At 33.0% G+C, this 12,417-nt stretch carries 11 protein-coding genes; 3 read left to right on the forward strand and 8 right to left on the reverse strand.

Annotated elements, in window-relative coordinates; all coding sequences use genetic code 11:
• Positions 1–19: 19 nt before the first annotated feature.
• The 5 genes from EV145_RS02825 to EV145_RS02845 form a co-directional block, all read right to left on the reverse strand.
• Positions 20–997: a hypothetical protein gene (locus EV145_RS02825; protein WP_133523704.1), complete on the reverse strand. Its 978-nt coding sequence runs from the start codon at positions 995–997 to the stop codon at positions 20–22.
• An 8-nt stretch (positions 998–1,005) separates the two neighbouring features.
• Positions 1,006–2,685 carry a DUF6909 family protein gene (locus EV145_RS02830; protein ID WP_133523705.1) on the reverse strand — a complete coding sequence of 560 codons (1,680 nt, stop codon included), beginning with the start codon at positions 2,683–2,685 and terminating at the stop codon, positions 1,006–1,008.
• An 83-nt stretch (positions 2,686–2,768) separates the two neighbouring features.
• Entirely contained in the window at positions 2,769–3,335 is a 567-nt protein-coding gene (locus tag EV145_RS02835) for a transposase (protein ID WP_133523706.1), read from the reverse strand.
• 75 nt (positions 3,336–3,410) lie between these two features.
• The gene (locus tag EV145_RS02840; protein ID WP_133523707.1) at positions 3,411–4,901 is read right to left on the reverse strand and encodes a GH3 auxin-responsive promoter family protein; all 1,491 of its coding nucleotides are present in this window, start codon (positions 4,899–4,901) and stop codon (positions 3,411–3,413) included.
• Between the two features lie 11 nt (positions 4,902–4,912).
• Positions 4,913–5,413 carry a peptidase gene (locus EV145_RS02845; RefSeq protein WP_133523708.1) on the reverse strand — a complete coding sequence of 167 codons (501 nt, stop codon included), beginning with the start codon at positions 5,411–5,413 and terminating at the stop codon, positions 4,913–4,915.
• Positions 5,414–5,622: 209 nt separating this feature from the next.
• Between EV145_RS02845 and EV145_RS02850 the strand changes: the two genes are divergently transcribed.
• Positions 5,623–5,799, forward strand: coding sequence for a twin-arginine translocase TatA/TatE family subunit (locus EV145_RS02850; protein ID WP_035646675.1), 177 nt, complete (start codon positions 5,623–5,625; stop codon positions 5,797–5,799).
• A gap of 214 nt (positions 5,800–6,013) precedes the next feature.
• Here the strand turns inward: EV145_RS02850 and EV145_RS02855 are convergent, their stop codons facing one another.
• On the reverse strand, positions 6,014–8,137 hold the full coding sequence (locus EV145_RS02855; protein ID WP_133523709.1) for a Tex family protein: 2,124 nt from the start codon (positions 8,135–8,137) through the stop codon (positions 6,014–6,016).
• Between the two features lie 118 nt (positions 8,138–8,255).
• Here EV145_RS02855 and EV145_RS02860 point away from each other — a divergent pair, with 118 nt between their 5' ends.
• Positions 8,256–8,525: a DUF1294 domain-containing protein gene (locus tag EV145_RS02860; RefSeq protein ID WP_133523710.1), complete on the forward strand. Its 270-nt coding sequence runs from the start codon at positions 8,256–8,258 to the stop codon at positions 8,523–8,525.
• A 142-nt stretch (positions 8,526–8,667) separates the two neighbouring features.
• On the opposite strand, the gene rpiB is transcribed toward EV145_RS02860, so the two are convergent.
• Together rpiB and EV145_RS02870 are read right to left on the reverse strand one after the other, a co-directional pair.
• Complete coding sequence (gene rpiB, locus EV145_RS02865; RefSeq protein ID WP_133523711.1) at positions 8,668–9,099, reverse strand: ribose 5-phosphate isomerase B; 432 nt, start codon at positions 9,097–9,099, stop codon at positions 8,668–8,670.
• A 779-nt stretch (positions 9,100–9,878) separates the two neighbouring features.
• Positions 9,879–10,112, reverse strand: a complete 234-nt coding sequence (locus tag EV145_RS02870) for a putative signal transducing protein (RefSeq protein ID WP_133523712.1) — start codon at positions 10,110–10,112, stop codon at positions 9,879–9,881.
• Positions 10,113–10,222: 110 nt separating this feature from the next.
• Here EV145_RS02870 and rnr point away from each other — a divergent pair, with 110 nt between their 5' ends.
• Positions 10,223–12,403 carry a ribonuclease R gene (gene rnr / locus EV145_RS02875; protein WP_133523713.1) on the forward strand — a complete coding sequence of 727 codons (2,181 nt, stop codon included), beginning with the start codon at positions 10,223–10,225 and terminating at the stop codon, positions 12,401–12,403.
• Positions 12,404–12,417 lie beyond the last annotated feature (14 nt).

A 12,417-nucleotide genomic window follows, 5' to 3' on the forward strand; every position in this document is an offset into this window, starting at 1 on the left:
GAACTGGCTTTCAATTGCTTTAAAGTTGACTTGCTTTTGAAAGAGCAAGCTGTTTGCGGTAAAACTTTCGGAACATACTAATCAAAACAAAAAGAAAAATAAAGAAAAGCGGGAACCAGATTTTAAAATTTCCGTTCACGACTTTATTTTCGTTTATATTAAGCGTTGAATTGATTTCTTTAATCGTTTTATCAAAAGTAATTAATCTGATTTTGTTTTTTCCTTGTTCCAAAATCAGTTTTTGTTTTGTTTTTAAAATATCGTTTAGCTGCAGATTTTCATTGTAATAAACCAATTTATCATTTTTTGCCGTACTTGAAAGTCCTTTTAAAACGTTGTCTATCTGCGAAATAATAGTGTCGTTTTGGGCAATTTCACGTTCTAGGTTTTTGTACCCAATTTTTTGAACAGCATCAAAATAGTCCGAATTATTCAAGTATTTTAGCAATGACGCAACAGCTTCTTTTTCGCTGACTTTCTCGTTTGAAGCAAAAGTAATGGTATGAAATGTATAGTTTTTACTCGTAACATTATCTTCCAAAACCTTTTTTACGTCGCCTACCTCAGCCATTAATTTAATCAGTTCAAGATTTTGTTCTTTGTCTTCGATAAATTTATAAACATCAGCAACGGGTTTAATTTCAATTCTTTTGATAGCATTTTTACTTGAAGTTCCAAAAACTTGATTTAGAAAATCAGCATCTCCAGCAACAATTTTGGCCTGAATCAAATCGATTTTGGCATACAAATAATCAACACTTTCAAAATTTGGCGTTACAACTACCTGATTTTGAAATGACTTTTTATTAGAATCCAAATAAAATCCGAGTGCAATTCCTAGTACAGCCAAAATCAGAACTGCAATCCAGTTTCGGATAAAAAACTGAATCGCTCTAAAAATAGATCTATTTATACGGTCAAAAAAACCGCCAATGCTCTTTGAAAGCTGAAAAATATCTATTTCCTGATCTGTATTTTGGGGTACTTTTGTACTCATGTATTGCTTTATTTTACGTTGAAAATTTGTTCCAAAATTTTAATGGTAATCAAATAAGTCGGTTTTACTCCGGTTGTTCCCAATCCGCCCGAAGCCAATGTACTTCCTGTTTCAAGTGGATTATCCGAAGCATAATACGCATAACGAACTTTAATATCGTGTGGCACACTTTTTCTGATTTTTGATGCCGACTGAATCGCTTTTTGATAATAAGAACCTTCCATTTCAAGACCAATTACACCCCAAGTTGATTCATGGAAAAATTTCAATAAATCTCTGTTTTGTAATGAAGTTCCAAGAACGGTAACCATTGCGCCTTCATAAACATCGATATCATTCCCTTTAAACATATCACCAGTTAATTCATTTTCGAAGAAATAATTATCAGCCGTTCCTTCATTGATATGTGCTGTCGGAATCATGATATCGCCTTTTCCGCCTTCCAGAATTCCGGCTTTCCCCATAATCGAAACCGATTTTACATTCAGCAAAGTTTCTTTTTTATAAGGTTTTAAAAGCTCATCAATTGTTTCATAAGCCTGCTCGCCAAATGCGTAATCCATTACGATTAAAACAGGTTTTTCTTCTCCAAAATTAGCATTTGTAAAGGCTGTTTTTGACAAATCAATTTTGGCCGTATCAAAAATCTGAACATCGATATTGGTTCCTGAACAATCTGGAAGTGAAATCATTCCGTTTTTCAACGCCAATTCTTCGACTTGGCTTCTAATTTCTTTTGAACCCGAACTGCTTAATTCTTCATAAATATGGAAATCACTTTTGCCTTTGTATTTTGAAGTCAATAACGGTGTTGCAAAAATCGAGTTCATTACACTATGCATATTTGCACTGATAACGTGAATTGGACGTTTTAAAAGATCGTTTGCCTTTAAAACTTCCTTGATGTTTGTTGCCCAGATTTCTCCGTGAATATGGTGTCCTAAACGCTCTCGCAAAACCGGACTGAAAGTAATTGTACGTTTATTATTTTCAACAATTTCTTCGATTGCCAGTTTTCCTAACCAATAAATTACGTGCAGGAAACGATCTGGCGCATTTTCTGAACCAAAAGCATCATAAATATCCAAAACTTCTTCAAAAGTTCTGGCTAAAATATTGGCAACGTGCGAAATTGCTTTTTCTTTCTCAATCTGCGACAGCTTTTTTGTCTGTGTAACAGCTTGTTCTAATTTTAGCCAATCGCGCGAAACTTCTCCGCCATCATCAAGTAAAACTCTGTTTTTAATTTTGTGCGATTCGATGAAAATAAAAGTCAAATGCGTCAGAATATCATAAATATCCGAACGTCCGCGCGTAATTTCGACATTCATTTGTTCTTCGTCGATTCGGTAACAATTTCTTCTTCTTTTTGGAGGAACAATTGCCTGAAAATGCGATTTCGAATATCCTTCATCTGAAGTTAAATTGATGAATCGACATTGTTCAATTCCTATTGGAAGACGTTCTATAACGTACAAAAGTCCGTTTAATTCTACTTTTTCCTCGGCAATATTTCCATAGATTTCCGGGCGTAAAGCCAACAATGATTCGCGTAGGCTGTCGCCTGAAACTCCCATTGGTTTGTAAAAACCACGGTTGAATAAATGGCGCATTGTAATGTACATTTTTTCAATAGCCGCAGATGATTCCTGCGCTCTTGATCTTGATATATGTTTGGTTTCTTTCATTCTATATTATTTTTGTAATTCAAATGTAAGGAAATACAAGGCAAGCCTTGTATCTACAGCATCATTTTTTAAAAATCGTTTAATTAATTTTCTGTTTTAAATTTATCTTTTGTCCAATTTTCCGGATTTGAAACGATATAATCAGAAATTCTTTGATAGTCATTATTATTTCTAATGATATTGTCATAAAATAATTTTTGCCATTGATGTGGATATCCTAATCTATTGGCATGTTTGGTTACCGCAGATTTATATGACCCAACAATTGACGAAATGGTATTTTTTCCAATATTTTGAAACCGTGGAGACAGGGCATGCCCTGTCTGTACAATATTGGCGTCATTTGCGAAATTCAAATCAATATTATTCGATTTTTTATCGATAATCAAAATTCCGTGAATATGATTTGGCATCACCACAAAATCACCCAATTCAACGTTTTTATGGTGTATCGGAATTTGATGCCACAATATATCGGCAATAATACCAACCTCTGACAAAACCATTTTATTATTTTGAATTTCTCCAAAATAATGTTCTCTGTCTTGTGTGCAAATTGTTATAAAATAGGCTCCGTTCCAACCATAATCCCACCATTGGGCTCTTATTGAAGAAATACGGTATTTATTTTGAAACTTTTCCTGACTCATTTTTAATTTACTTCTGCATCCTAATCATGTAGATAATAATAGTAGAAGACAGGGCATGCCCTGTCTCTCCTATTATCAAATTTTTATCAAATTATCCGCAATCTTTCTGTCATTAGACAATCTCGGAATTTTATTCTGGCCGCCTAATTTTCCTTGTGATTTCATGTATTCCTGAAATCCGTTTTTTGAAACTTTAGTTACGACCACTTTCTGCAACACATTTCCGGTAATTAAATCGTCGTAATAAATGTTTTGTTTTCGCATCGAATCGTCTATTGCTTCGGCGAAAGCCTGCATATTATCAGGTTCTTTTTCAAATTCTACTAACCATTCGTGATACGGTAATCCGCTTGACGGCGTAATTTGAGGCGCTACTGTAAATTCGTTAATTACAATATTCGTTTCGGCAGTTGCTTGTTTCATAGCATTTTCGACTTCATTGGCAATAACATGCTCACCAAAAGCCGAAATATAATGTTTGATACGGCCTGAAACTATGACACGATACGGAGCTAAAGAGGTAAACTGAACAGTATCACCAATATTATAACGCCACAGCCCGGCATTTGTAGAAACAATCAAGGCATAATTTACGCCTAATTCTACTTCTCCAATAGTGTAGGTTTTTGGGTTTTCGGTAAAAAATTCATCAGCTTTAATAAATTCGTAGAAAATTCCCGAATTCAATAACAACAACATTCCTTTTGTTTTTTGAGAATCCTGATAAGCAAAAAAACCTTCAGATGCTGGGAACAATTCGATGCTGTCTACTTTTCGGCCAATCATGTTTTCAAACTTGGCGCGATATGGTTCATAATTGACGCCTCCGTAAATAAACAAATTGAAATTTTTGAATAGGTCACCAATTTTTTTCCCACCGCTTTTTTCTTGTAACCTCTCAAAATACATTTGAACCCAAGAAGGAATTCCCGAAATAATGGTCATATTCTGCTCAATGGTTTCCTCGACGATTGCATTTACTTTGGTGTCCCAATCTTCAATACAATTAGTTTCCCAAGAAGGCATTCGGTTTTTTTGAAGGTATTTTGGAACAAAATGCGCTCCAATTCCGGAAAGTCTTCCAAATTTGATTCCATATTTCTCCACTAAAATTGGGCTTCCCTGCAGAAAAATCATTTTCCCGTCAACAAAATCTGCATTTCCAGTTTCGTAGATATAATGCAAAATTGCATTTCGCGAAGCTTCAATATGATATGGCATTGATTCCTTAGTCAGCGGAATGTATTTTGCACCAGAAGTTGTTCCTGAGGTTTTAGCAAAATAGAGCGGTTTTCCTTTCCAAAGAATGTCTTTTTCGCCCATTCTTACCTTGTCTATATAGGATTTTAAATCTTCGTAATCACGAATTGGAACACGTTTTTTAAAGTCGTGAACTGTTTTTATTTTATCAAAATGATGATCAGTTCCAAACTGCGTTTCTTTGGCGCCGTTAATTAAACTCCTGAAAACGTTTTGTTGCGTTTCAACCGGCTTATTAGCCCAAGCCTGCGTTTTATAATATATTTTGCTTGCAAATAATTTTGCTGCTACAGATTTAATTGACATTTGATATGGTATTATTTTTTGTCACTTTTGTTTTTACTACTTGTTTTTCCCTTTTGCTCCTTTTCCATTTTAGCCACTTCTTCTCTTAATTTAATTTCTTCCTCAGAAGCTTTCATATTTACTTCAGAAGGCTCATCAACTTCTGCCAAAATGGAGTCTTTATTAAATTTCGCATATTCCAGTTCCCCTCTCAAAACTTTCTGAACGCCTTGTAAATAGGCTTCATTTTTCTTTAAAGCGGTTTCCAATGAATCTGATTTTATTGCCAATTTAGTAGCATTTCGTTTTAATTCAGATGATGAATATCCAGGAATAAACTCGCGCAACGGTGTAAATGCAATAATGAAAGTGGTTACTAAAATTAAAAATATTCCTCCTAAAGTAAATGTTACAAAAACATTCATTAAAGTCAGCCTAAATGAAAAAATCTCTTCAAATGTATTTTCATTCAAAATTACCAATCGGTTTTTGATGAATAATTTTTTTCTGAAATCAAATCTTTTCTTAGTCATTTCGGATGATTATATGAGCAAATATAGCAATTAATAGCATTGATGGTAGTGGAGAAAAAACGGCAAATAATGTAATTTTATTATTTTATAAAATATTTAACGCTGTAAGAAACAAATATTTTAATCCAAAAACTCTTGTTGTTCGTATATTCTATATACCTTTGCGGTGAAAACGAAAATCAATTTGCTTCGGCATTAAATATACAATCATGGGAAGATTAGGTCTTACAGAAATCCTTGTAATAGTAGGTATTGTGATATTACTTTTTGGAGGTAAAAAAATTCCGGAATTAATGAAAGGTTTAGGAAGCGGTATTAAAGAATTTAAAAACGCTGCTAAAGACGATCAGCCTGCTGCTTCTAAAAAAGAAGAAGAAACGAAATAAATTCTATCGAATTAAAAAAAATCCCAAATTACAATGTAGTTTGGGATTTTTTTGTTTTTTCTTATAAATAAAAACTTTAAGGATAGTTTTGTCATTTCGAAGAATGAGAAATCTTCGCGAGTAGCTCTACAAAGATTGGCGATTTTCATTGCGGAGTTACTCGCGAAGATTTCTCATTCTTCGAAATGACAAGATTGAGGATAATCTGGAATTTTTACAAAATCATCGTCAACTGAATTCTTTTTCTGTCTTCATCAACTTCTGTAACTTTAACATCAACGTGCTGATGTAATTTTACCACTTCGTTTACGTCGCTTACAAATCCGGCTTTCAATTGCGAAATGTGGACCAATCCGCTTTCTTTGATTCCGATGTCAACAAAACAGCCAAAATTGGTAATGTTATTCACAATTCCAGGTAAAATCATTCCGGTTTTCAAATCTTTGATTGATTTTACATTCGCATCAAATTCAAAAACCTTAGCCGACTTTCTCGGGTCCAATCCAGGCTTTTCAAGCTCTTTTATGATGTCTTTCAGCGTAAGCAAACCTATTTCAGGTGTAATATAGTTTTCGGCTTTAATAAGCGCTGTTTTCTCTTTATTTGCAATTAAGTCGTTTACTGAAAGTTTCAAATCTTTCGCCATCTTTTCTACAACCGCATAAGCTTCTGGGTGCACCGCCGAATTATCCAACGGATTTTTAGCATTTGTAATTCTAATGAACGCTGCTCCCTGCTGATAGGCTTTATCTCCCAAACGAGGCACTTTTTTCAATTGCTTTCTATCTTCAAACGGACCATTTTCAGAACGATACTGTACAATGTTTTCAGCCAGCTTCTCTCCTATTCCACTTACATAACTTAGTAAATGTTTACTTGCTGTATTGATATTAATTCCAACCGAATTTACGCAACGAATTACCGTACTGTCCAATTCTTCTTTTAATTTCGTTTGGTCAACATCGTGTTGGTATTGGCCTACGCCGATAGCTTTTGGGTCGATTTTTACCAATTCAGCCAAAGGATCTGAAAGTCGTCGCCCGATAGAAACCGAACCACGAACAGTTACATCATAATTAGGAAATTCTTCTCTAGCAATTTTTGAAGCCGAATAAACCGAAGCTCCGGCCTCAGAAACAATAAAAACCTGTATAGGTTTATCGAACGCGATTTTTTTGATGAAGAATTCCGTTTCTCTCGAAGCTGTTCCGTTCCCAATCGAGATCGCATCAATTTGGTATGCATTTACCATTGAGCGAATTTTCTTGATCGCCATTGATTCCTCATTTTGAGGTGCATGCGGATAAATTGTTTCGTTGTATAATAAATCGCCTTTTTCATCCAGACAAACTACTTTACAACCGCTTCTAAATCCTGGATCGATTGCTAAAATTCGTTTTTCTCCCAAAGGAGGAGCTAATAATAACTGCCCTAAATTGTTAGCAAAAACCTGAATTGAGTTAGCGTCTGCTTTTGCCTTTGCTTCCTGCAGTGTTTCGTTGCCAATTGCCGGATTCAATAAACGTTTGTAACTATCTTCAATTGCTAATTGCAAATGAGCTGTTGTATTGTTTTGTTTTTTAATAATGATTTCATCGATAACATCGTAGGCGTCATCAATATCAACATCAATTTTCATTTTTATAAAACCTTCATTTTCTGCACGAAGCATGGCTAATAAACGGTGTGCCGGTGCTTTTGTCAATGGTTCTTCCCAATCAAAATATTGACTGAATTTTTGTGCGCCTTCTTCTTCTGCTTTCTTTTTTACAACTTTAGTTCCTACAGTTGCTTTTCGCTGATATAATCTACGAAGCTGTTTACGAACATAAATATTTTCGTTAATCCATTCGGCTACAATATCTCGTGCACCTTGCATGGCTGCTTCTTCATTAATAACATTTTCATTGATGTATTGTGTTGAAATAAAATCAACGTCAACATCACTTTCTGACATAATAATTTTCGCCAGAGGTTCTAAACCAAATTCGCGCGCAACATCGGCTTTTGTTTTTTTCTTCTTTTTGTATGGAAGGTAAAAATCTTCTATTTCCTGTAAATCAAAGCTTTCTTCAATTTTTTTCTTCAATTCTGGCGTAAGCGCTTTTTGCTCTTCGATAGATTTTAAAACGGCTTCTTTACGTTTTATAAGTGTTTCATACTCTTTCTGAAGTTTTGCAATCTGTTCAATTACAACTTCATCAAGATTTCCGGTTGTGTCTTTTCGGTAACGCGAAATAAACGGAATCGTACAATCTTCCTCTAATAATTTTACCGTGTTTTGAATGTTAATCGGTGCTGTCTGTACAGACTTGGCAATGAATAGTATGTTAGTCATTTTACTAATGAGATAATGTGTCAATTTGAAAATTAGATAATTATATCCATCTTTTGCACTTACGTAAACGGATTAATTATATTGCTAAAATAATATCTTTGTTTCTAATTTTAAGCCAATGGAAATTTTATTATTGTATTTTTTAGTTATAAGTATGGTCGTTTTTATTCTTGCTGGCTATGATAAATATTTAGCCAGAAAAAATAAACGAAGAATCCCTGAAAATACTTTGTTTTTTCTAGAAGCTATCGGCGGAACAATCGGTTTATTAACAGCAATGTTTTTCTTCAGACATAAAACGAGTAAAACGTCATTTATTGTCAAATTCATACTGATATTTTTGATTCAGCTCGCTTTAGTTTACCTGTATTTAACTAATAAAATATAGATATTAACAATGTTGATAACCTAAAAATACTATTTCAATAAACTGATTTTAAGAACATTAAATAAAAAACCGGATGAATTTTAAAATCCGCCCGGTGTGTTTATTTTTTATTGGTGCGAAGCACCCGATTTTTTTTGACTTTTTACGAGCAAGCAATTTTATTTACTCTATTTTGATGTCTTCCGCCTTCAAAAGCTGTAGTTAAAAAGGTTTCAACAATTTCAACTGCCTGTGGAATAGAGGTAAAGCGGGCCGGAATACTCACAATATTAGCATCGTTATGCAAACGTGTTAAATATGCAATTTCTTTAGTCCAGCATAGACCAGCTCTTACTTTTGGGTGTTTATTAACCGTCATTGCAATTCCGTTTCCGCTTCCGCAAATAACAATACCAAAATCAGCTTTTCCTTCAGAAACATCATTTGCCACTGGATGTCCAAAATCAGGATAATCAACAGAATCTTCAGAATCAGTTCCGTAGTTTGTAACTTCATATCCTTTTGCTTTCAGCATTGCAACAATTGCTTTTTTATATTCTGGTCCTGCGTGGTCGTTTCCTATCGAAATTTTCATTTTTTCTATACTATTAAGTTGTGTAGTACAAATTTACTCAATTAATAAATGTTTGCCACGAATTACAGCAATTTTCACAAATTTTTTTCTTTTTTAATACTGTATAAACATTCCAATATAAATAATGTAGATTAGTGGAATTCGTATAAAAAACCTTTATTTTACAACTATCTTAGTATCAAAATCTTAACAGTTATTAATATTTTTGATAACTCCATAAGTCACTCATAATCAATAAATAATAAACAATGTTTTTGTTAAAATTTTGAAATGTTGATAGCGATTCGTAATTCGTTGATATTCAATTAACTTTAAGTTAACATTATTTGTTAATAAGTTCGAAAAGAAAATTAGAAGTTTTTTTTGGTTGTGTCGAAAAAAAACCTAATCCAAAACTGGAATTAAAAATCCTAATAAAGTTTCATGAATTTTTAGAAAAGTTATCAATATCAAAAATGCCATTTTCAACAAATATCAACATATGAACTTATCTACAAAATGAATTCATTTTTGGTTGTCAACCGTTGTTAATTAAAATACAAAAAGTCTTATAAATTAATCTTTTAACTAAAAATAACTATGTTGATAACTCAATATAACTAAGAGAAACTTCATTTCAATACTTTTAAAAATAAATTTATTCGACATATTAACACACTATAATAACCAACAAATTTTATTAAATTTTTAAAAATCTTTTTTGTTGTATTTAATATATGTTGAAAACTAAAAAAGTTGAAAAGGAAAAATTTTTTTGAATTTGAAAAAAATGAAAGCTTTTAAACGATTTTGAGAGGATTGTTTAGATTGTCTAGAATTTGCTGTACTTCTTCGAAATCGTTTGGATGAACTTTGAGTCTGATGCCACCAAGTGCTGCCGAATACATTGGAGCGACAGAGAGCGTTACTTCGTTTTCAAAGAAATACGGAATCTCCTCCTGCTCTAATAAGTGTTTCAAAACAACAGTTTCGTGCTGATAATTGAATACGGCGATAGTTTTAAAGCTTTCCATATTAGGTCTTTTTGTAAATGTACGAAAAGTTATATTTTTAATAATTCTAATTGTTAAAATCTATATTCTGATATCTTATTTGTAATTTTAAACCTTATAAGAAAAGATATATGAGTAAGAAAATTAGAAAGCCGATAAAAAAAGAGAAAGATTTCTCTAGTAAGATAGTAAAAATTTTATCGCAAAGTGCTAATAAACCATTCAATTATAAACAAATAGCTGCAAAGCTTGAACTTGATGATACAAATAGCAGAAATCAGATTATTAAAGATTTGAAAATTCTTGCAGCTTCAAAAAAGATTATTGAAACAGAACCTGGCAAATATTTAGTGAAAGCCGAAAGCCAGGATTATTATGAAGGAACGATTGATATGACGAGCCGAAAAACGGCCTATTTTATTTGTCCTGATTTTAGTGAAGATGTTTTTATTCCGACAAATAATTTGAATAGAGCTTTGGATAAAGACAAAGTAAAGGTTTATGTTTATAACCGAAGAAAGGGAAAAAGACCTGAAGGTGAAGTAATTGAAGTTATAGAAAGAGATAAAACAGAGTTTGTTGGAGTAATCGATATTCAGGCCAATTTCGCTTTTGTTTCGACTGCAAATCCAAAAATGTATACTGATATTTTTATTCCAAAGGATAAAATTGGTGAAGCAGAAAATGGTGACGTTGTTTTAGTTAAGATTGAAGACTGGCCAAAAAGAGCTGATAGTCCATTTGGATCTGTAATCAGAGTTTTAGGAAAACCAGGAGAACACAATACAGAGATTCACGCTATTTTAGCTGAATATGGTTTACCAGCAGATTTTCCGGTAGAAGTAGAGGTTTTTGCACAAAAAATAGATACTTCAATTCAGGAATCTGAAATTGCAAAACGTCGTGACATGCGTGATACGTTGACATTCACGATCGATCCAAGAGATGCAAAAGATTTTGATGATGCTTTGTCTTTCAAAAAGTTAGAAAACGGAAATTACGAAATAGGAATTCACATTGCCGATGTTTCGTATTATTTGGAAGAAGGAACAATCTTGGATGATGAAGCTTATCAACGAGCAACTTCGGTTTATTTGGTTGATAGAGTAGTGCCAATGCTTCCTGAAGTTTTATCTAATTTTGCCTGTTCATTACGCCCAAATGAAGAGAAATATACGTTTTCTGCTGTTTTTGAAGTTTCTCCAACATCGCAGGTTATTAACCAATGGTTTGGTAGAACAGTAATTTATTCAGATCAGCGTTTTGCTTATGAAGAAGCACAATATATCATTGAAACAAAAGACAATACGATTCCGGTTGATATTTCAATTACCGGAGAATCTTATGTTGTTTCAGATGAAATTGTTGAAGCAACTTTAAAATTAGATGAATTAGCGAAGATTTTAAGAAAGAAAAGAATGCAGAATGGTGCAATTTCTTTTGATAAAGTAGAAGTTAAATTCAACTTAGATGCCGAAGGAGAACCAGAAGGAGTATATTTCAAAATTTCAAAAGATGCCAATCATCTGATTGAAGAATTTATGCTTTTGGCCAATAGAAAAGTGGCGGAATACATTGGAAAACAAAAGAAAACATTTGTTTACCGTATTCACGACGAACCAAATGAAGATAAATTGATTGCGATGCAAACCGTAATTGCTAAATTTGGTTATAAAATTGATTTCAGAAACAAAGGCGATATTTCTAAATCATTGAACGCTTTGATGGAAGAAGTGAATGGTAAAAAAGAGCAAAATCTAATTGATACTCTAGCCATTAGAAGTATGAGTAAAGCCAAATATTCTACAGATAATATTGGCCATTATGGTTTAGCTTTTGATTATTACAGCCATTTTACCTCGCCAATTCGTCGTTATCCTGACGTTATGGTACATCGTTTGTTGCAATTTTATTTAGATGGAGGCGCTTCTGTAGACGAAGAAATTTACGAAACAAAATGTCTGCATTGTTCAAATATGGAAAGTTTAGCAACCAATGCTGAACGCGACAGTATTAAATACATGCAGGTTAAATACATGCAGGATCATCAGGATGAAGAATTTCTTGGAGTTATTTCAGGAGTTACAGAATGGGGAATTTATGTTGAAATTGTTTCGAATAAGTGTGAAGGAATGGTGAGAATCAGAGAGATAAAAGATGATTATTATACTTTCGATGAAAAACAATATGCTTTGGTTGGAGCGACTTCAAACAGCATATTGCAATTAGGAGATGAAATTTATGTTAAAGTAAAAAATGCCGATTTAGTTAAAAAACAACTTGATTTTCATTTTTTAAGAAGAGCAGAATAATGTTAAATTAAAAA

It is taken from the genome of Flavobacterium sp. 245 (genome assembly GCF_004362055.1).
Classification (GTDB): domain Bacteria; phylum Bacteroidota; class Bacteroidia; order Flavobacteriales; family Flavobacteriaceae; genus Flavobacterium.

Excerpts from the sequence above, each read along its gene's own strand:
- rnr (WP_133523713.1), top strand. The coding sequence starts at position 10,223 with ATGAGTAAGAAAATTAGAAAGCCGATAAAAAAAGAGAAAGATTTCTCT.
- EV145_RS02825 (WP_133523704.1), bottom strand. The coding sequence starts at position 997 with ATGAGTACAAAAGTACCCCAAAATACAGATCAGGAAATAGATATTTTT.
- EV145_RS02855 (WP_133523709.1), bottom strand. The coding sequence starts at position 8,137 with ATGACTAACATACTATTCATTGCCAAGTCTGTACAGACAGCACCGATT.
- EV145_RS02830 (WP_133523705.1), bottom strand. The coding sequence starts at position 2,685 with ATGAAAGAAACCAAACATATATCAAGATCAAGAGCGCAGGAATCATCT.
- EV145_RS02835 (WP_133523706.1), bottom strand. The coding sequence starts at position 3,335 with ATGAGTCAGGAAAAGTTTCAAAATAAATACCGTATTTCTTCAATAAGA.
- EV145_RS02850 (WP_035646675.1), top strand. The coding sequence starts at position 5,623 with ATGGGAAGATTAGGTCTTACAGAAATCCTTGTAATAGTAGGTATTGTG.
- EV145_RS02845 (WP_133523708.1), bottom strand. The coding sequence starts at position 5,413 with ATGACTAAGAAAAGATTTGATTTCAGAAAAAAATTATTCATCAAAAAC.
- rpiB (WP_133523711.1), bottom strand. The coding sequence starts at position 9,099 with ATGAAAATTTCGATAGGAAACGACCACGCAGGACCAGAATATAAAAAA.
- EV145_RS02840 (WP_133523707.1), bottom strand. The coding sequence starts at position 4,901 with ATGTCAATTAAATCTGTAGCAGCAAAATTATTTGCAAGCAAAATATAT.
- EV145_RS02870 (WP_133523712.1), bottom strand. The coding sequence starts at position 10,112 with ATGGAAAGCTTTAAAACTATCGCCGTATTCAATTATCAGCACGAAACT.
- EV145_RS02860 (WP_133523710.1), top strand. The coding sequence starts at position 8,256 with ATGGAAATTTTATTATTGTATTTTTTAGTTATAAGTATGGTCGTTTTT.